The following is an 18,196-nucleotide window of genomic DNA, read 5'->3' as shown; positions in this document are numbered from 1 at the left end:
GGCTGCAATCTCTGGGCTGAAAAACCCTGGATGCCCCCGACGAAAGGAGGGGGGAGCAGTCACACTCCTGATCTTTGAGTTGACGGGATCCGTCCGGATATGGTGCGCGCGCTCAAGGTTCAATCATGTCTGGTCAGGTGAGAATCTCTTCTGCTGCCCCCCGGGCAGCGTTGTCCAGAATCATAGATATATCCGATAACAACTCAGTTTTTTCGGGTAGAGTTTCTGCCGGGATCACCGGTGCCCGGGGTGGAGGATGCAGGAAGTCCGTGTTGTCACGAATGAGCGGGGTCGGGATGCAGAGATAGAGTTTCATTTCAAGTCAAAAGACCAGCTCCTTGACGCTGCCGACCCGTACCCCCTCCCCGAGCGGGAACTCACCGCGTTTGCGGAATCGTTCATCGCCAATTACATCGACGGCCACGACCCGAGGAAAGTCGCCGGTATAGCTGTGGGCCTCCCGCGGGGCTCTCTCTCCCCGGAAGAGGCCTCCCTGATCCCGGAGGCGGTGCGCCGCCACTACACATTCAGGTCACGCGACCTCGAGAACGAGAGAAGAGCGTCACGCCGCGAGGGTAAGACCAGTATCCTCATCGCCGCGATCAACGCCGGTATTGCCCTCCTCTTCTTCTATTTCTTTATAGGTTACTTCCATGGTTTCTTCATGACCATGCTCGCCGGTCTTGTTACGATCCTTAACTGGGTGACGATCTGGGACACCTACGAGTACATTGTCTACGACTACCGGCGCGAGTTACGAAAGTACCTCATCTACCGGAAACTTGCGGAGATCGATATCCGGTTCGTTGAGTGGTAGATTCAGTCGGTTCGGGATGGCGAAGATGTTTTTAGGATACCCGTCCAACACTGATCTTTATGAGGAGGCCTGTTGGGCTATACCTTGCCTATCTCTTCCAGTCCCTCATAGCAGTGAACATCCTCATAGCTCTCTCGCTCGGGGAATACTCGCAGGTCTTCACCGGCGCCATCGGGCTTGGCTTAACGCTGGTTCCAACCGTCATTACCCGCCGGTTGAGCATCACCCTCCCCTGGCAGGTAAACCTCCTCATAGCAATCTCGCTCTACCTCCATATCGCCGGCGAGATCCGGGGGTTCTACATGCTCTACTACCCCTACTACGACAAGGTTGCGCACTTCGTCTCGGGGATGACCGTCTCGGTGCTCGCCTTTGTCGCCGTTCTGCTGCTCGACCGGTTCAGCAGGCTGAACCTCTCCCACTGGATGATCGTCGGGTTCATAGTCATCGCTGCGATGGCGATGGGAGCGTTCTGGGAGATCTACGAATGGCTCTTTGACACCTTCCTCGGGACAGAACTCCAGCATGGGCTTGACGACACCATGCTGGATATGATCTTTGTCCTGATCGGCGCGATCATCGTGGCGGTTGCCGGGGATCGCTACCTCTCCAGGTCATCAAAGGATGAGATCACAGAGAAACTGGTGGCCCCTGAAGATTCTCAGACCGATTGAGAGGTTCGGGTGTAAGCCCCGCCTCCACTCTGTATCAGGGGAACATTTTTTCGTCCTGGAGTGCCTACCGCTGATCAGATAGACCGCCCATGCTTTACTACAGGGACATCGTATTCGAAAGACCTCAGCCCCACGAGATCCAGCGTCTCGGGTTTCTGCCGGCAGACCTCCACTTCCATACCTGTTACTCCGATTCCGCCACCCGTGTGCAGGATGCGCTGAGACTTGCGGCAGAGCAGGGGATCGGGCTTGCGATCACCGACCACAACCAGATAGGTGGCGTCGTCGAGGCTCAGCGGCAGGGTATGGGCGTCCCCCTAATCCCGGGGATCGAGGTCAGCGCCAACGACGGCCCCCACATCCTCCTCTACTTCTACTCGGTACCCGATCTCCAGGACTTCTATCAGCGGCACATAGAGAGAAACCGGAGAGACGGTCCTTTCACCGCCATACGCCTCGACACGCAGGAGATCCTGGACCGCCACGAGGATTACGCCTGTATTGCCGCCGAGGCGCACCCATGCGGCTACTCATTCCTTAACCGGGGGGTCGAACGTTGTGTGGTTGGCAGTTGTATCGGGGAAGAGATATTCTCTCGTCTGGACGCGTTCGAGGTTATCTGCGGCGGGATGGCCCGGACACATAACCTGAAGGCCGCAAGGCTTGCCGCAACCCATGGTCTCGGACGGACAGGGGGGACTGACGGGCATCTACTCCACGAACTTGGCGGGGTCGTCACCTGTGCCGAGGCCGATACCGTCGACGAGTTCCTTGACGCCATCCGGAAGAGAGAGACAGTCGTCATCGGGCGCGAACGCCCGCTCGCCGAGAAAGCGGTTATGGCGACCGCTGTCCTCCCGCACCACCTCCCCTATACCGTCCCGATCCTCCGGGCCCGGTGGGAGCAGGAATTTCCAAGGATCCGGAACTTCGTCCAGGGTCGATTGGGTCGTTGAGCGGCATCTTATGCCAGCGGCGAGAAGAGACGTGAGACCGATTCCTTCAACCGGACACCGAGGGGGCGCGCCAGATAGTCCTCCAGCGTGATCTCAGTGCTGACGTTGAGATCGGCTTCAAACGCCCCTGCAAGTTCGGCACCAACGGCCGCGTCGTAGAAGAACGCGTTAGCCTCGAAGTTCAGTCGGAAACTCCGGATATCCCAGTTTGCGCTCCCGACGGAACCGGCCTCCCCATCGACGACGATCGTCTTTGCGTGTAAAAACCCGGCATCGTAGGTGTAGGCCCGCACCCCCGCCTCAAGGAGGTCACCGATGAAAGAGAGGGTCGCCCAGTAGACGAAGATATGGTCGGGTTTGCAGGGGATCATGATCCTGACATCGACCCCGGAGAGCGCTGCTATCCTGAGCGCATCGATGACGCTCTCGTCCGGTATGAAGTAAGGTGTCTGGATGTATACCGACTTTCTGGCGGAGTTGATCAGGTTGATGTAACCCTCCTTAATCGGGCTCCACCGTGTATCCGGGCCGCTGGAGACGATCTGGACCGGTGTCCTGCCGGGAGCGCCTGGTGAGGGGAAGTAACGGGAGTTCAGTCTCACCCCCTCGCCGGTGGTGTAGTTCCAGTCAAGGACGAACCGGAGCTGGAGCGCCCAGGCCGCCGGGCCGCTGATCTGGAGCGTCGTGTCGCGCCAGTAGCCGAGCGGCCCCTCCCCCACGTAATCGTCTCCGATGTTAAACCCCCCGATAAACCCTGTAACGCCGTCAATGACGGCGATCTTGCGGTGGTTACGGTAGTTGACACGGTAGACTGAGGGGAAGAACTCCCCGATCTTCCCGCCTGCATCTGTCAGTTCCCTGAACGCGGCCCGTGACCCCCCTCCCCGGAGCGACCCCATGGTATCGATCAGGAGACGGACCTCAACCCCCTGACGTGCCTTCTCAGCAAGTTCGTGGATAACCGCCCGTCCCAGGCCATCGTTGTTGATGACGAAGTACTCAAGGTGGATGTGGTGACGTGCTTCCCTGATCGCGGCAAAGAGCGCTTCGAACTTATCCTCTCCCCGCGTGAAGATATCCACCCGGTTCCCCCCTGTCAGGTAGGCCTGATTGTTCTGTAGCAGGAGGGATACCGTTTTGTGGAACCTCTCTGTCTCGGTTGTGTTGCATCGATGGTGTCCTCCGACGAGTGTCCTCTGCTGTTCCGCGAAGATCTCCCGGAGAAAGGTGCGGTCCTCATGTTCCTTGACTACGAACATCCTCTGCCGGTTATAGTTCTGCCCGAGCAGCAGGTAGAGCACGAACCCTACAGGGGGCAGAAGAAAGAGGACTATCAGCCAGGCTATTGCCTCCGTCGGTTCCTTCCGCTCGAAGAATACGATGATGACGGCGAATATGACGTTCAGGGGGAGGATAACCCACCCCAACAGTGATAGATCCACTCACAGGCCCCCTGTAGGAACAGGATTCTTCCATCTATCTATTCCTCTGGATGTATAACTATACCCGCGCCGCGGACTCATCCCTGAAACTCCTATATACCCGGAGTTCTAATGCATCGGTATGAGTTGCCCCGTATGCGGGCGCGACTGCGTCGAAGACGCGTCGAAGGTTCTTGCGAAACTGCCCGGGCGGTTTGACCCCTGCCTCGACTGTATGGGCCTCATCTACGACAAGAGGATCCCGCCGCCGGATATTGATACGGCAGAACCCTGCCCGACCTGCGGGCGACGGTTCATTGATGAGGTCTTTGCCCACATCTACCGCGTGATGGTGGACGAGGGCGATCTTGCCGGGACCGAGCCACTCGGTGCTGTCGGAACCCCGCTCGTCAACCCGGGATTTGCCATGAGAAACCCGCCTTACCTCCCGCCGGACTCGCTGCTCCTCCTCTCCCGACGGGTTGGAGAGCGGACGGCCAGACGCCTGGTATCCGGTGTGCCGGAGGTTCGGGGAGTTGTCCGGACGGTGGACGGGACACCGGGAGTCAGGGACACTGATTCGGAACCTCTTGAGCACACCCTTCTTGCAGGATGCGACGTCCGGGCAGACGTCTTCCAGACCCGGGCGGGACCAATAGTTGTCTACAAACAGCAGTCGGTGCTGCATATCGAGTTTCCGCGTGGTCGCAACGAGAAGATTCTCTCGCTTGAGCGCCAGATCGGCCGTCAACACCCCCGGACGTTCGTCGACGCCTGTTCCGGTGCCGGGACACTTGGGCTCGCCGCCGCACTGGCGGGTGTGGAGTGCGTAATCTACAACGATGCCTGGTACGCCGCGGCCTACTGGACTGCCCGCAACATCCAGGTCAATCACGAGAGTCTCGGGAGCGGGGATGTTAAGTTCTACCGCTCCTACGATGACCTCCGGAGGTCTCCTGTAGCCAGGGAACCAGTCCCTGTCGCGAGTGCGGAAGGTGCCAGGGTCTACCAGGGGGATCTCAGATGCCTTCCGACCGTCCTGCCGCCAGAGATCGATCTTACCGCCCTCGATCTATTCGGTAAAGAGGATTCCGCCAGGGTTGCGCGGATTGCCCACGCCTGGCAGACCCGGGTGGGCGGAGGTATTTTTATCCCGTAGACACAACTACCTACGGGGACTAGCCCGGGTGGTTCGGCGTCACCTGTTACCCGAAACCGCCGCCAAGCGGGGGGCGAAGTCCGAGGAAGGCCGCAGCGGCCTGCAGGATCCGCTGTGTCCCGACGTAGAAGCCTCGTCCCATGAGGTCGGCGGAAAGGGATCAAAGTCCCGGAGGGGGCGGCGACCTTTTGCCGCGGGCACCGGTCCAGGCCCGGAAGGGAGCAGACTTACCGCGGACGTTCGGCGCCCATGGGGTTGCGGGGTGGAGAAGGGATGCAGCGGTGAATGCTTGCGCGCACGGTCGACCGAGGACGTGTCCCCAGCAGCGATCTCTATGGCAAAAGTAACGATTCTTGGGGCTACAGGGAACGTCGGTCTATTTGCGGCCCACACCATATCCGAGATCCCGTATGTCAACGAGATGTTGCTTGTCGGGAGGCCCGGACGTGAAGACTTCCTGGCCGGGTGTTGCCGCGATCTGTCTGATTCGTTCGCTGCGCGGGGAAACGATGTCCGTATCTCATACAGTTCCAGCCTTTTTGATGCAAAAGGTTCGGATATAGTCGTCTGTGCAGCGGGGATGCCTCGCCGCCCCGGTCAGGACAGAACCGATCTCGCGTTCGAGAACGCAAGGATCGTTGCCGAAGCTGCCGCGACCATCGGTCGGTCATCGCCAGAGACCATCCTATTCCTGGTCACAAACCCCGTAGATGTCATGACCGCTGTCGCCCTGAAGTACTCGGGTCTCCAGCCAAGGCAGGTCTTCGGTCTCGGAACGCACCTGGACTCAATGCGCCTGAAATCGCTAATTGGACACTATTTCCGGGTTCACGTCAGCGAGGTTCATACGCGTATCATCGGCGAGCACGGCAACAGCATGGTTCCGCTCTGGTCGGCCACGACGATCGGCGGTATCCAGATAGGTAACCTGCCAACGTTTTCCGGCCTACCGAAGCAGGAGATGATCGAGACCGTACGGACAAGCGGCGAAGCAATTATCAGGGACAAGGGCGCCACAGTCTACGGGCCCGGAGAAGCAATAGCAACCCTTGTAAGGACGATCCTCGGGAACGAGAACCGTATCCTCACCGTCTCATGTTACATCAAAAGTGAGATCCACGGGATCGGTGACGTCTGCATAGGTGTCCCTGCTCGCCTGAACCGCGAAGGCGTCTTTCCAGTTCCTATCAGGATCGAGGAGGAAGAGGTTGCCGGGTTCCGCGACTCCGTCGAGAAGATCCGCAGTCTCACCAATGAGGTGATGGAGCGGCTTGAGTTAGACCTTCAACCGTTAAAATAGGTTTTTCGGGAACCCGCACTCAAACAAGTGTGGATTCGATGATCTCGGCGCTTCCGACGCCCTCTATCTTCTGGAGCACTGTCTCGACCTCATCGGGCGCTCCAGCCCTATCGGGGACAACGACGGCGACTTTCAACGCCACAAGCCCGAACCCGATCGGCTCTTCCTGGATGTCATCGACGGCCACAGCCGCCTGGATGGCATTTTTGAGCGCTTCGAGGTCGACGTCGGGTGATTCTGGCATTACCTTCAGTATGAGAGCCACGTTTCCCATTGTTATGGCCCCCTGAACCCGCATTTCGGGCATACATACTCTATGCTCTGCTCCCTGCAGCGGTGGCACCGGTTGATCTCGTAGCCGCACATCGGGCAGGGGAACCAGGTTGAGCCCGGTTCGGCCAGTGTGGCGTTGCAGGAGGTACATCGATCTCTTCCTGTCATCGTTGTTTCCTCGAATCTTATCTTATCATGTCGCCGTCAGGGAAGTTAAAATCTCGGATCAATGAGCGTCCCGGGAACGCTCTCGTCGCGGAGCGCATGCCTGACGCGCTCGTCGCGTCTGCCGTTGATCACCTGTGCTCGCAGGCCGTGCTCGAAGACGAATGGAAGGAAGTGTGGATCGACCTCATCACAGACGATGGAAGGGTCATGGACAGCGGGCAGGAGCCTCCCGCGGTGATGGATGCCGTCGACCGATTTCAGGAGGAGAAGTTCGGTCTCAAGACGCTGCGCGACCCAGGCGGCGATTGTATCGGAGGTGACGCCCCAGGTGTGGGGGAGGGGGTCGGTCTCGCGGAGCGCAGAGTAGGGTAGGAGAACCTCAACTCCCTCCGGCGGCGCGATGGAGGATACAGGCGGGACGCCGTGCGAGGCGATGTACCACCCGAACTGCTCCATGCCGGCGATCGCCATCCAGTGGCCGGGTGTCCCGGAGACGCCGAGGTCGCGGACGAGGTCGGCAAACCTGCCGCCGCCGGGCACGATGAGCACTGGTCTATCCGCTTCCCGGAAGATCTCGATCAGAGGGTTGACCCGGTCAAACAGGCTCCCGCCGACCTTGACTACCAGCGGATCTGATGGCGGAGTCATATCGTTTTGCTATTTAACCGGGGGAGACATAATATTGCGCATGCGCCGGATCGCCGCTGCAATAATGATCCTCTGTCTCCTTGCCGGCACGGTAGCCGGTATTCAGATCGTTGAGTTCTGCCCAGACCCCTACCTGCCCGGCGACCCGGATGAGTACCTGGTGCTGGAGGGGACGGGGTCGCTTGATGGTTATGTCATCTCGGATGGAGAGGGGGGTTACCGGTTCCCGCCCGGAACACGTATCGACGGCCGGCTTGTTGTTGCGAGGAGCGGGGCGGCGTTTGAGAAGGTACACGGTTACCTGCCCGATTTTGAGACCGAGGAGCGTACACCGGCCGTCCCCGATGTGATCCAGAACGGGAACCTCCTTATGGCGAATCGGGCGGACGAACTCCTCCTCTACCACGGGACAACCCTTGTGCAGCAGGTTGCCTGGCCCGCCGACGTCCGGCCGCGGGAAGGGCAGATCCACTACCTTGAAGACGGTGTCTGGGACCCACGTCCGCTCTTCATCGGTCAGTCCAGGTTTGAGCCAGCGACATTCGATGGCGTGGCCGTGACCGCGTTTGTCGCTCCTGACTGCTCGTATGAGGTCTTCTCCGAAGCGGTTGCTGGCGCAAAGCGCGAGATCCTGGTCAACGTCTACGAGTTCACCGACAGTAAGATGGCAGAAGACCTAATTCGCGCCAGGGGACGGGGTGTTAACGTGATCGTTCTCCTTGAGGGTGGCCCTGTGGGAGGGTTCTCATCGGAAGGGAGAGCGGTAGCTGGTGCGCTCAACCGGAGCGGTATCCCGGTTCTCTCGATGACGACGACGGATGCCGCTCACGCGAAGTACCGTTACGATCACGCCAAGTATCTGGTGATCGATGGGAATACTGTCTTTCTCGGGAGCGAGAACTTCAAACCCGACGGCTACCCGGAACCAGGGTTGAGGGGGAACCGGGGCTGGGGTGTCTGGCTTGAAGATCCAGAGGTTGCGGCCTACTTCAGGGAGGTTTTCCTCCACGATGTTGCGGGCGGAGATATAGTCCCGGTCGAGGTCACAGCTGCTGAACTCGGGAACATCTGGTCATCCTCATACAGGGTTGAGTTCGCCCCCTGCCGCGTGGATGGGGCGCGGGTGACCCCGGTGATATCACCCGACACGAGTTCCCTCATCATCGGGCTGATCGAGGGGGCGGAGGAGAGTATCGAGATCGAGCAGGCTTACATCACAAACGAGACCGGGACTGTCCTGAACCCCTACCTTGCTGCCGCGATCAACGCCTCACGGCGCGGTGTCGATGTCAGGGTGCTCCTGGACTCTGCATGGTTTAACATCGAGGATGAGGCTGACAACGATGAGATGGTGGTGGTGATCAACCGGATCGCCACGGCCGAGGGGTTGCCGCTCGAGGCGCGACTCGTCGATCTCGAGGCAAACAACCTGGTTAAAGTCCACAACAAGGGCGTAATCGTCGATGACCGGGCTGTGCTCGTCAGCAGCATCAACTGGAACGCTAACTCTCCAGCGTTCAACCGGGAGGCAGGCGTGATCATCGAGCATCCGGCCATCGCTGCCTACTATCTGGCAGTCTTTGACGACGACTGGAACGCCGCAGATAAGGCGGGAGCGGCAGGGGTATACCAGCCCGATCGACTCAAACCGGTGCTTGCGGTCTGTATCATCGCCGTGCTTGCAGTGCTGTACCTCTATCGGTCGAGACGCACCTGAGGTCTCAGCGCCGGTCGGATGGATCGGTGGAGCGGCAGATGTCGCATATGGTTATCCTGCCCTCTCCCGAGGCGATGGCGGAGACCCATTGCTCAATGATCATCTCAAGTTTCTCGGGGAATTCTCCCCGGTTACATCCACGTTTTCGGCTCATGTACTGGGATATTGCCGCCCTGCTGACGCCGAGACGTTTTGAGACCTCGCTCTGGCTGATTCCCCGCTCGTTCACCAGACGGTATACCATCTCGGCACGCATGGCGGGGAGCAGTCGCCTGACAAGGTTATCACACCGCATTATGTCGCAGTGGAAAGGCTCTGTCATCGCGCGGACACCATCTGGGGGTCTTTGTACTCATAGAGAATCTGTCTGGCGTCCCTGAAGTTGAACTTCTCCACGATCATGTCGTTATCCTTGAGCCTCTTTAACGCGTACCGGACGGTGCGGGGGGCGAGAGAGCTTAGATGGACGAGCTCCTTGTGCGTCAGCGCACCTCCACTCTCGAGCAGATGCAGGATCTTTTGCGAGGAGGGGGGCAGGTTTATAATATCATCCATACAGGATGGTTAACGCTGTTAACATATCAAACTGACGGAAGTTATCTCTCCGGGCGTCGAAGGTATAACTATGTTTGAGCGGCAGGAGAGATGGGCACTTGCACTGCTTGTATGTGTTGTCGTGGTCGTGCTTGCGGTGCAAATCCTCTTTGACATCGGCGGGCGATCGCTGGTAGCAAAACCCTACTCACCAGAAGTGCCGGATGGAGCGCTGGTGCTCCTTGAAGGTAAGATTGAGTCGATCACAAAGACATCGACCGGCGGTCACCTGATCCTCACCGTCAGTGGGACCCGGGTCTTCATCCCTTCGAACGTGGCCGCCGGTCTTGACCTTCAGGAGAACGAGAGTGTGGTGCTGTATGGGATCGTCCAGACCTATCGCGGAGAACGTGAGGTGGTGGTGAACGCCGCTGGAGATCTCGAGGTGCTCGACTGACTATTTTGTCTTCGTATAGAATATATCAGCGTTCCCGCTATCCCCAAACTGTGGTAGGCCCCGGGATTTTCGCGGCTTCTCCTCTTTCTTTGCGGTTGCCTGCGCGGTTTCATCCTCACCAGCGGGGGAGCCCTGGCTCTCGTCTCTTCGCTTCTTCCGCCCCCCTTCCACACCGGCCCCGGAGGGGAGGTCTCCATTCTTTATCCTTATGCCCGGCATATACCTGGATAATCGTCCTCCCGGCTATATGAGACCTCTGATCCCCGGCAGTATGGATATCCTCGCGCTGCTGCAGCTACACTGATCGGGAAACGGACTGGGGCGCTGTCTCTGGCGGTCTCACACGAACCGCTCAAACCGGTCGCGGGAGACCCGGCAGATCGGACAGGTCTCAGGCGGTTCGTTCCTTGCGCAGAGATAACCGCAGACCCGGCACCGCCAGACGGGGTATTTCAGGTCTCCAGGTGCGCGGGCTACCGTGACGTTTTCCTCCTTCTTCTTGCGGCGCTCTACCGGCGATGGCCGGCGATCCGGGACGGGTTCGGGGGTGCGCACGCCAGCCTCCACGTCAGCGGTGACATACAGGCCGCAGTAGCAGGCACCGTAATCGGCGAGATCCAGGTCACGGTAGTCGCAGGGGCAGATGATATCCAGGTCATCCTCCCTGTTTCCCGAAGCGAGCCGGCATGGACAGGAGATGTAGCCATATCGCTCACGATTTGCAAGCAGGCCGCGGACAAGCCCCCTGGTAAACTCACGGTCCGGATTGAGATGGTAGCCCCCGGCTTCGGCCTCGCGCGCCAGGTCCTGGACGAGTCGGTCAACATCTTTATCGCTTACCATCTCAAGCACCCACCGCTTTGCGGATCTCCTCTTCCCTGAACCCCACAATCGCCTTCGAATCGTCGATGACGATTGTTGGGAACGAGAGCCTGGGATTCCAGCGTTCGACCTCTCTTACCACGATGCCCTGGTCATCGCCTCTGAGGAGGTCAACATAGACGTAGGAGAACCCGACGCCGAGGTCGGTTAGAAGTTGTTTTGTCCGGGCGCACCAACCGCAGGTGCTCAGGGCATAGAGCACCACCTTGTGGTTGTCATCACCGGGCACGTACTGCATCTCTACCACACTGTTTCCTCCATTGGGTTCTACTACGAGCAGCAGAGGTAAGTACTTTACCGTCAGACCGCGCTCCGTGGGAGGGTAAGATTCTTATCCCGCGATAGAGGAGACCTGATTGAGGTAAGGGTGGAATGAAGTCCGGAATCTGTGCTGGGTTCATGGCCATAATCGTCTTTACAGTCTCTATCTGCGGGATTGCCGCCGCGCAGGAGATGAGTGTTGATGAGATAGGGAGCGTCGTTGCCGGCGAGAGGATCACCATCAGTGGGACGACTAACCTTGCTCCGGGCGACCGTCTGCTCGTCACGGTGGCTCCGATCGGGTTCTGGCCCGGGAACAAGTCTGTTCCTGCCGCTGGAGGAGGTGCGGCAGGGACGGTTGTTGTGGAGGAGGGGAACGCTACCTGGAACACCTGGTCGTTTGAGATCGATACAACAGGGTTTGAGCCCGGTGACTACTCTGTTGTCGTGGAATGGGTCGAGGGCGATGCCAGTGCAAGCACCACATTCAGCGTGATCGCGGCGGCAGAGGTCACCGTGATACCGGAAACAACCGCGGATCCCACAACCCCGCCGACGACGACACAGGAGATGGCGACCCCCACCACTGTGGCAGCGTTTCCGTTCTCTGCGTTTATTGCGGCAGGAGTTGCTGTCATCCTGATGCGGCGGTAAAAAAGAGGTTCCCCGGTTCAGAGCGCCCAGGCGGGGAGGTCGAGCGGGATGCCGAGCGCCCACATTACGACGGTGAAGAGAAAGAGCGTCCAGAGTGTGACACCTATGACATCAAGCGCCCAACCCGAGCGGAGAAGGTCTTTTGCTTCGATGTAGCCGCTCCCGTATGCGACGGCGTTTGGCGGGGTGGCGACCGGGAGCATGAATGCCAGAGAGGCACAGACGGCGGCAGTCATCATCAGGAATAGTGGGTTTACCTCAACACTGATGGCCATGACCGCCATGATCGGCATCAGCACAGCGGCCATGGCGGTGTTCGATGAGACCTCTGTCGCAAGCGAGACACCAAGCGCTATCACAAAGATCAGGATTGCGATCGGGAGGGTGTGGAGGGGGGTGAGAGAATTGACTATCGTTGCGGCAAGTCCGCTCTGGATGAAACCGTTGGAGAGGGCGATGCCCCCGCCGAAGAGGAGGAGGATCCCCCAGGGGATCTTCACCGCCCACTCCCAGTCCATGGTGAATATGCCTTTCTTTGCATCTACCGGGAGGAGGAAGAGGAGGAGTGCCCCGAATATAGCGATTGTGGAGTCCTTGATCCCCGGAAAGATCATGTCCAGGCCCGGTACGATGAATCCCCCGATATCCTTTGTCTGCGCAAATATCCAGGCGAGTGCGGTCAGGGCAAAGACTATAAGCGTCCATCGTTCGCCCGTTGAGAGGGGACCGAGTTTATCGAGTTCCTTGCGGATGAGCCCCTTTGCACTTGGCAGGTTTGCTTCCATCCGCCGATAAGAGACCATTGTGAGCCAGATCCAGGCGATGATAAGGAATACGGCGGCGAACGGGACACCGAACTTCATCCAGGTGAAGAAATCGATGGTGGGTGCGTCGGGAAAGATCACTGCAAGCTGGGAGATGAAGATCCCGTTTGGAGGTGTTCCGATGATAGTTGCGATCCCGCCGATGCTCGCAGCGTAGGGGATGGAGAGGATGAGACAGCGTGCAAGGGCCCGATCCTTCCCTTCCAGGTTTTCAAGCGACTGTTCTGTCCCTGGTATGATCGTCAGTATGATCGCGACCGCGATCGGGATCATCATCATCGCGGTGGCGGTGTTCGAGATCCACATTGAGAGGAAGGCTGTGGCGACCATGAACCCGAGGACAAGGCGTCTAGGGCTTGTACCGACGAGACGGATGATGTGGAGGGCGATCCGGCGGTGCAGACCCCACCGCTGCATCGACATGGCGATGATGAACCCGCCAAGGAAGAGGAAGATCACCTCATTGCCATAAGATTCAGCAACTTTCACCGGCGAGAGAACACCGAGCAGCGGGAAGAGGACCAGGGGAAGCAGGGCGGTCACCTCAAGCGGTATTACTCCCGTGACCCAGAAGAGGACCATAAGGACGGTCACGGCCGCAACAGACTTTGCTTCGGGTGCAAGGATAGCAGGATCGACGGGGATTGCAAGGATCAGGAGGAAGATGAGGAGTGATGCTATGATGAAGCCGACCCGTTTCATTGCCATAAATGTGCGAGGAAATTATTTAAGTGTAGATGGATCAAATTGGGCGCCAACGGAGGGCGTAAATATGAAATTCACAGTATTTTCTATCGATCCTGTCGTTGTGGCCGTCACTTCATGTTGGCCGCGGCGACCGAACCTGAAGGGGTCTTGAGGCCCGGCACCAGTTTTATATTGGGTGAGTCAGAAAATGGGTATCATGGTAGCAGAGCGGTTCCGCGGGCGAGGTCGGGTAATCCTCCTGGTCCTCTGCATCGTTGCCCTTTCGGTGGGGCCGGCTGGAGCCCGCGGCCCGACCATCCGCGACATCCAGCCCTACGACACGATCTTTGTATACGAAGAGGGGCTTGACCTCTCAGCGTTGCGCAACGCGACGACAAATAACCCCATAACGGCGCTCCATAGGTATCAGAACGACAGACCTGACGAGGGGATCACGAAGACCATACCGGTTGCTGATGATACCAACTTCGATCTGCTGGATTTCTTTGTAGGCGAGGATTACGGGACGTACTACGCCTTTAACCCCGTTGATGGGGCGACTACGTACGTCTTCGTCCGTAAACCCGAGGTCTTCCTGGACGTGGTGCTGGCATACCCCTACCACAACGAGCCTCTTAAAGGGCTTACGGTCTCACCGAACACGCGGATAGCCTTCCGGGTATCCGCTCCTGAGGTCGGGGCATCCTACAGGGTTGGAAATGTCTATCCGGCGACGATAGACCTTGTGCTGACAACCCCGTCCGGCGCTGAGACGACCAACATCGGTGGGATAAATCACGCGGGGTTAAACGTCAGTTCGCCCCGGTTTTATACCGATGACCCGGGGAGACCGGGGGCGGTGAGGCTCGGTGATATCGGTGAGCCGGGGGTATACTCCGTCCGTGCTGTGTGGAGGACTCCGGAGAGTTTCGATGCCTACGCCCCGGACTCTGAACCTGTGACGTTCACGGTCGCAAACCGCATAGGGGTTGAGACGACCCCGACACCTACAGCGACCGCGACCGTGAGACCGACGGCGACCCGCACCACACCCGCGCCCACCACACCTGCACCGGTGGAAACGACCCAACCGGTGGAGACCGCTACAGCGACCCCTGTTTCGACAGAGACTGAGCCGGTAACGCCAACGCCGACCGCAACACCGCTCCCGGTTGCTCTGGTTGTTGCGGCGCTCGGGGTTGCTCTGTTCGTCGTAGGCAGGCGTGGGTAGGGGGGGTGTGGATGGTGCACCGTGCAGGGGCGGTGATGATCCGGCGTTCGGAAAGGGTTATCCGTCAGGAACTTTAACTCACGGGGTGAATGGGGCGGAGCGGGAAGTCCCCGGTCTTCAGGCCGGGGTAGTTCACTAAAATCGTTGTGGTAATTCCAGGGGCCTGCTGCAATCGCAGCAGAAAGCCGATACCCAACCTTACTAAGATGCCCCCACCATTTATCGGTTCTACTCGCCTTTTATAGCGTTTCCGGGGATCTCCTGCGAGTTACGGTTGCTCTCCACTTAGACGTTGCGCGGTTCTTGCTTATATCACCTTGAATCCATCTATTTTTGTGCGAGGGACGCCGACGACCAATGTCAGAACCACGGCATCTTTGCACAGGAGAACAGCATGGAAGAGATCACCCCGGAAGTGCTCGACTACATCCCGGACCCGATAGCAAAGGTAGTCTGGGAGAACCGGATCACCCGTGATAAAGTCAGGTTGATAACGCCACACAACGAGGAAACAGAATGCAAAGCAGAGACAGAATAAATGGTAGCCCCCATGCTGAAGCGTGCGCCAACATCGGTTCACACGGGACTACCAACAACTCTTCTCCGTCCGGGTTAATAAGACCCGCGACCAGCGAGAGAAAAGTCGGGGTCGTCCCCCTCTACCTGATCCCGCGACTCGTGGCTACCGAGATCAACAGATGCGGCTGGAGACTGCGGGAGATCCGCGTTTTCAGGACAAACTGCCACTACTACTCCATCACCGTCGTCCAGACAGAGCAGGAGGCCGCCGGTAATGACTGAGCCCGGGGTCCTCACCCACGGTCCTCGGCGGAGTGCTCCATGTCTCCGTCGATACCGGAGCCTACCGTATTGAGGCGGAGGACGTGAAGAACCTGCTCTTCCCCCTTCTGCCGGAGGTGAGGGGATGAGCACCGACATTCAAAGTGTGGTCAACGTGCTTGCCGACGGCGTGGTCGAGAGGTCCGGGCGGTTGAGGCGCTCGACGCCGACCCTGCGGTGGCCGGGATCTACGTCACCCTGAATACGGTGAACCCGGGCTTGCTTGCCCGGCGGGCGAACCGGATCAAGATGCGGCTCTCCCGGAAAGACGCGACGACCGCTGACGCCGACATCCTCCGCCGACGCTGAGCGGATCGCGGCGTATCTTTCTTAGCAGGGGTTCCCTGAGCCCCTCCGGGCCGACTCCGGGAACGGGGCACACCTCCTGTACCGGGTGGATCTCCCGAATGATGAGGCCGCGACTGAGGTAGTCAGGGGAGCCGGCGCCGCGGAAGAAGGCAAGCGGCATCGCCCTCGCCCCCGGGCTTGCGGGGCACGGGATCGCCGTCCAGGGCAGAAGACCCTGGCAGGGCGGGACCATCTACGTTCTCGAAGAATGCCCGTTCTCGTCGGCGCCATCTTTGCCGGGTGTCACCACGCAAGTTGCGGCGGAGGGGAGCAGCGGTGGCCGGAACTCCGGGCGATGTATGAACCGGGGCGGACCCGGGAGGCGATTGCAGGGGCGAATGAGGAGAACCCCGCTCCTCCTCCCGCCGGGGAGGAGTATCGCGAGCGTGCCCTCGCGATCCTCCGTGACGGCGACCCGCTTGCGTTCATCCTTGATATCTTCAACAAGAGCCACGCCGGTGACCGGACCGTCGCGGAGTCTCTCGCGATGCCGGTCGCCTCGCAGTCGGTCGAGAACACGAACGGCCTCCACGTCTCGATCTCGGGCAACCCCGGGAAAGGCAAGACCCATGCCTGCACGACGATGCAGAACCTCATCCCCGATGCCTACAAACTCAAAGGCACCGTCTCCGACAAAGCGCTCTACTACGACGACGACGTCTCGCTCTCTGACGACCTGCAGGAGGTCCTGAAATCAGCGACCGCGAACTTCCGGGAACCGATCGAGCACCGGACCCTCACGACCGAGAGGAAGCTCCGGGTCTGCACCATTCCCGGAGCGGTGCGTCTGGTGGCTCGCGAAGGTCGAGGATATCGGCGACGACCAGGTGATGAACCGGATGCTCACGGTCTGGATCGACGATACCGTCGAGCAGGACAAAAGAGTCTTTGAGCACATGAAGGAGGTGGGGGCGGCCTGCCACGACCCGGAGAACGATGACATCCTAGCCGCCAGGGCGATCCGGGAGGTAGTCAAAGCCGAAGTCTTCCCGGTCCGGATCCACTTTGCCCGGCGGATAGGGTCCTCGACGACCCAGAACCGCCGGAACCCCGGCACGCTCTTTGACCTGATCAGGTGCCATGCCCCGGCTCTTTTATCTCCAGCGGGACCGCGGGGAGGATGGTGGGGGTCATCGCCCGGGAGGAGGATTTTTGGGCGGCAGCGGACCTCTACGCCGCCCTCTCCGGGGCGACCGGCGGGCAGGAGACGAAACTGACGAAGAACGAGGCAGCAGCACTCGCAACGGTGGCGAAGATGGGGGTCGAGGTCTTCACCGTCCGGGGTCTCCAGAGCGCTCTCGGCCTCTCCTACCAGAAGACCCGGCGGATCCTCAACGGCTACACCAGCCGCGGGACTCCCTACTCCGGCCTCCTGGAGAAGTGCCCGGCGATCAGCCTCTACGATGCCACGGTGACGGAGGACGGCGGGGCCGGGGTCACGGTCCGCCGCCGGGAGCAGTACTTCACGTTTGATGCTGAGGTCTACCGGGCCTGGAGCGGGGGAACGTTTGTCTGGCTGGACGATGACCCGGATGTTGACAGCAATGACAGCAGTTTTCAGCACGTTGACAGCAGTTGCTGTCAACGAGAAAACGCCCGTAAAAGCGACCATTCCAAAGACGCCCCTCAACATGAGGATATTCATCTATATGATCACACACATGTACAGCAGAATAAAGGAACGGAGAGCACGCACGAGGCGACTCGCAGTGACGAGGGGGGTACCTCTGTTTCCGACTTTGCTGTCACTCAAAATGAGAACGTCCCGGATCACGAGCAAAATCGGGAAACCTCGCAGGTTCTTCGCCCGCTCATTGACAGCACCTGCTGTCAACGTGCTGAAACTTGCTGTCACTCTCCACCACCGGTGAACCCCCGTGACTACATCGCCCTCCCGGTGGCAAAGGACAGACCCTGTCACGTCTGCGGCCGGCGGTGGTGCAGCCCCTGCCTGGGGTGCTGGATCCCCGGACGTTTGAGCGGGTGAAGGTTGAGCTCGGTCGGTGCGATGTCTGCGGGAAGGGGAAGGCGGTGTTATCGGTCGCGGGAGGGGCAGGCGAACGTCTGTGAGGCGTGTTATGCACGCGGCTGGTGCGGGAGCGGAATAGGAGGGGAGGGGGTGCGGTAAGGGGCTCGCGCTCCGGGCCATTTTTCAGGGTCTCCGTACACTCCCTCCTCTGGTCGTTCGCGCTTAACCTGCAGGAGTTGTGGCTGAGACCCAAGGGATCAGTACGGGGCAAAGGGTTCAGCGGTAAACGCGGTCAGATACCCGGAGAGTTCTATCACCTCATAGCCCCCTCCGCATTTCACCATTCAGCCACCTTCTGAATCTTCGTCTTTTTGTT

General features: G+C 59.4%; 25 protein-coding genes and 1 other RNA gene. 15 read left to right on the top strand and 11 right to left on the bottom strand.

From position 1 onward, the window contains the following. Positions 1-256 precede the first annotated feature (256 nt). The 3 genes from QMC91_RS09050 (at position 257) to QMC91_RS09040 (ending at position 2,447) form a co-directional block, all read left to right on the top strand. Positions 257-817, top strand: a complete 561-nt coding sequence (locus QMC91_RS09050) for a hypothetical protein (RefSeq protein ID WP_300237883.1) — start codon at positions 257-259, stop codon at positions 815-817. Positions 818-876: 59 nt separating this feature from the next. Next, a complete protein-coding gene (locus tag QMC91_RS09045; protein WP_300237881.1) occupies positions 877-1,491 on the top strand; it encodes a DUF2238 domain-containing protein in 615 nt (204 codons plus the stop codon). Positions 1,492-1,580: 89 nt separating this feature from the next. Next, positions 1,581-2,447, top strand: coding sequence for a PHP-associated domain-containing protein (locus QMC91_RS09040; protein ID WP_300237879.1), 867 nt, complete (start codon positions 1,581-1,583; stop codon positions 2,445-2,447). Between the two features lie 8 nt (positions 2,448-2,455). On the opposite strand, the gene cls is transcribed toward QMC91_RS09040, so the two are convergent. Next, positions 2,456-3,874 (bottom strand): cardiolipin synthase, encoded by a 1,419-nt coding sequence (cls, locus tag QMC91_RS09035; RefSeq protein ID WP_300237877.1) that lies wholly within the window; start codon positions 3,872-3,874, stop codon positions 2,456-2,458. Between the two features lie 136 nt (positions 3,875-4,010). Here cls and QMC91_RS09030 point away from each other — a divergent pair, with 136 nt between their 5' ends. The 3 genes from QMC91_RS09030 to QMC91_RS09020 all read left to right on the top strand — a co-directional run bounded on the left by QMC91_RS09030 (position 4,011) and on the right by QMC91_RS09020 (position 6,327). Then, on the top strand, positions 4,011-5,027 hold the full coding sequence (locus QMC91_RS09030) for a hypothetical protein (RefSeq protein ID WP_300237875.1): 1,017 nt from the start codon (positions 4,011-4,013) through the stop codon (positions 5,025-5,027). A gap of 12 nt (positions 5,028-5,039) precedes the next feature. Beyond that, an RNA gene (gene ffs, locus QMC91_RS09025) (signal recognition particle sRNA) lies at positions 5,040-5,350 on the top strand. Positions 5,351-5,361: 11 nt separating this feature from the next. Next, positions 5,362-6,327, top strand: a complete 966-nt coding sequence (locus QMC91_RS09020; RefSeq protein ID WP_300237873.1) for a malate dehydrogenase — start codon at positions 5,362-5,364, stop codon at positions 6,325-6,327. Positions 6,328-6,346: 19 nt separating this feature from the next. Here the strand turns inward: QMC91_RS09020 and QMC91_RS09015 are convergent, their stop codons facing one another. The 3 genes from QMC91_RS09015 to QMC91_RS09005 are packed head-to-tail and all read right to left on the bottom strand — an operon-like array spanning position 6,347 to position 7,416. Further along, positions 6,347-6,601 (bottom strand): elongation factor 1-beta, encoded by a 255-nt coding sequence (locus QMC91_RS09015; protein WP_300237871.1) that lies wholly within the window; start codon positions 6,599-6,601, stop codon positions 6,347-6,349. Positions 6,602-6,603: 2 nt separating this feature from the next. Further along, positions 6,604-6,768: a zinc finger domain-containing protein gene (locus tag QMC91_RS09010; RefSeq protein ID WP_300237868.1), complete on the bottom strand. Its 165-nt coding sequence runs from the start codon at positions 6,766-6,768 to the stop codon at positions 6,604-6,606. Between the two features lie 45 nt (positions 6,769-6,813). Then, positions 6,814-7,416 (bottom strand): uridylate kinase, encoded by a 603-nt coding sequence (locus QMC91_RS09005; RefSeq protein WP_300237866.1) that lies wholly within the window; start codon positions 7,414-7,416, stop codon positions 6,814-6,816. A gap of 40 nt (positions 7,417-7,456) precedes the next feature. Here QMC91_RS09005 and QMC91_RS09000 point away from each other — a divergent pair, with 40 nt between their 5' ends. Then, complete coding sequence (locus QMC91_RS09000) at positions 7,457-9,133, top strand: phosphatidylserine/phosphatidylglycerophosphate/cardiolipin synthase family protein (protein WP_300237864.1); 1,677 nt, start codon at positions 7,457-7,459, stop codon at positions 9,131-9,133. 4 nt (positions 9,134-9,137) lie between these two features. On the opposite strand, the gene QMC91_RS08995 is transcribed toward QMC91_RS09000, so the two are convergent. Both QMC91_RS08995 and QMC91_RS08990 read right to left on the bottom strand, forming a co-directional pair. Then, the gene (locus QMC91_RS08995) at positions 9,138-9,455 is read right to left on the bottom strand and encodes a helix-turn-helix domain-containing protein (RefSeq protein ID WP_300237862.1); all 318 of its coding nucleotides are present in this window, start codon (positions 9,453-9,455) and stop codon (positions 9,138-9,140) included. Beyond that, positions 9,452-9,688, bottom strand: a complete 237-nt coding sequence (locus tag QMC91_RS08990) for a winged helix-turn-helix domain-containing protein (protein ID WP_300237860.1) — start codon at positions 9,686-9,688, stop codon at positions 9,452-9,454. The genes QMC91_RS08995 and QMC91_RS08990 overlap by 4 nt, the downstream gene beginning before the upstream one ends. Before the next feature lie 70 nt (positions 9,689-9,758). Here QMC91_RS08990 and QMC91_RS08985 point away from each other — a divergent pair, with 70 nt between their 5' ends. Next, positions 9,759-10,124, top strand: coding sequence for a hypothetical protein (locus QMC91_RS08985; RefSeq protein ID WP_300237858.1), 366 nt, complete (start codon positions 9,759-9,761; stop codon positions 10,122-10,124). Here the strand turns inward: QMC91_RS08985 and QMC91_RS08980 are convergent, their stop codons facing one another. The 3 genes from QMC91_RS08980 to QMC91_RS08970 form a co-directional block, all read right to left on the bottom strand. Next, positions 10,125-10,343, bottom strand: a complete 219-nt coding sequence (locus QMC91_RS08980; protein ID WP_300237856.1) for a hypothetical protein — start codon at positions 10,341-10,343, stop codon at positions 10,125-10,127. Positions 10,344-10,463: 120 nt separating this feature from the next. Beyond that, entirely contained in the window at positions 10,464-10,967 is a 504-nt protein-coding gene (locus QMC91_RS08975; protein ID WP_300237854.1) for a ferredoxin-thioredoxin reductase catalytic domain-containing protein, read from the bottom strand. 1 nt (position 10,968) lies between these two features. Next, positions 10,969-11,244 carry a glutaredoxin family protein gene (locus tag QMC91_RS08970; RefSeq protein WP_300237885.1) on the bottom strand — a complete coding sequence of 92 codons (276 nt, stop codon included), beginning with the start codon at positions 11,242-11,244 and terminating at the stop codon, positions 10,969-10,971. Between the two features lie 134 nt (positions 11,245-11,378). Between QMC91_RS08970 and QMC91_RS08965 the strand changes: the two genes are divergently transcribed. Next, the gene (locus tag QMC91_RS08965; RefSeq protein WP_300237852.1) at positions 11,379-11,921 is read left to right on the top strand and encodes a PGF-CTERM sorting domain-containing protein; all 543 of its coding nucleotides are present in this window, start codon (positions 11,379-11,381) and stop codon (positions 11,919-11,921) included. 17 nt (positions 11,922-11,938) lie between these two features. Here QMC91_RS08965 and QMC91_RS08960 read toward each other — a convergent pair whose 3' ends face one another. Then, positions 11,939-13,447 carry a DASS family sodium-coupled anion symporter gene (locus tag QMC91_RS08960; RefSeq protein ID WP_300237850.1) on the bottom strand — a complete coding sequence of 503 codons (1,509 nt, stop codon included), beginning with the start codon at positions 13,445-13,447 and terminating at the stop codon, positions 11,939-11,941. Between the two features lie 202 nt (positions 13,448-13,649). Here QMC91_RS08960 and QMC91_RS08955 point away from each other — a divergent pair, with 202 nt between their 5' ends. The 3 genes from QMC91_RS08955 to QMC91_RS08945 all read left to right on the top strand — a co-directional run bounded on the left by QMC91_RS08955 (position 13,650) and on the right by QMC91_RS08945 (position 15,464). Next, entirely contained in the window at positions 13,650-14,663 is a 1,014-nt protein-coding gene (locus tag QMC91_RS08955) for a DUF3821 domain-containing protein (protein WP_300237848.1), read from the top strand. Between the two features lie 394 nt (positions 14,664-15,057). Beyond that, positions 15,058-15,201, top strand: coding sequence for a hypothetical protein (locus QMC91_RS08950; protein WP_300237846.1), 144 nt, complete (start codon positions 15,058-15,060; stop codon positions 15,199-15,201). Beyond that, positions 15,180-15,464 carry a hypothetical protein gene (locus QMC91_RS08945; protein WP_300237844.1) on the top strand — a complete coding sequence of 95 codons (285 nt, stop codon included), beginning with the start codon at positions 15,180-15,182 and terminating at the stop codon, positions 15,462-15,464. Before QMC91_RS08950 ends, QMC91_RS08945 begins: the two co-directional genes overlap by 22 nt. A 283-nt stretch (positions 15,465-15,747) precedes the next feature. Here the strand turns inward: QMC91_RS08945 and QMC91_RS08940 are convergent, their stop codons facing one another. After that, complete coding sequence (locus QMC91_RS08940; RefSeq protein ID WP_300237842.1) at positions 15,748-16,044, bottom strand: hypothetical protein; 297 nt, start codon at positions 16,042-16,044, stop codon at positions 15,748-15,750. Between the two features lie 15 nt (positions 16,045-16,059). Between QMC91_RS08940 and QMC91_RS08935 the strand changes: the two genes are divergently transcribed. The 3 genes from QMC91_RS08935 to QMC91_RS08925 are packed head-to-tail and all read left to right on the top strand — an operon-like array spanning position 16,060 to position 17,838. Further along, entirely contained in the window at positions 16,060-16,743 is a 684-nt protein-coding gene (locus QMC91_RS08935) for a hypothetical protein (RefSeq protein WP_300237840.1), read from the top strand. After that, positions 16,691-17,068, top strand: a complete 378-nt coding sequence (locus QMC91_RS08930) for a hypothetical protein (RefSeq protein ID WP_300237838.1) — start codon at positions 16,691-16,693, stop codon at positions 17,066-17,068. The genes QMC91_RS08935 and QMC91_RS08930 overlap by 53 nt, the downstream gene beginning before the upstream one ends. Continuing rightward, a complete protein-coding gene (locus QMC91_RS08925) occupies positions 16,972-17,838 on the top strand; it encodes a hypothetical protein (RefSeq protein WP_300237836.1) in 867 nt (288 codons plus the stop codon). Before QMC91_RS08930 ends, QMC91_RS08925 begins: the two co-directional genes overlap by 97 nt. Positions 17,839-18,196 lie beyond the last annotated feature (358 nt).

Source organism: Methanoculleus sp., from assembly GCF_030019085.1.
Classification (GTDB): Archaea; Halobacteriota; Methanomicrobia; order Methanomicrobiales; family Methanoculleaceae; genus Methanoculleus.
Note: the sequence above shows the minus strand (reverse complement) of the source record. Positions and strands in the feature narration are given on the sequence as shown.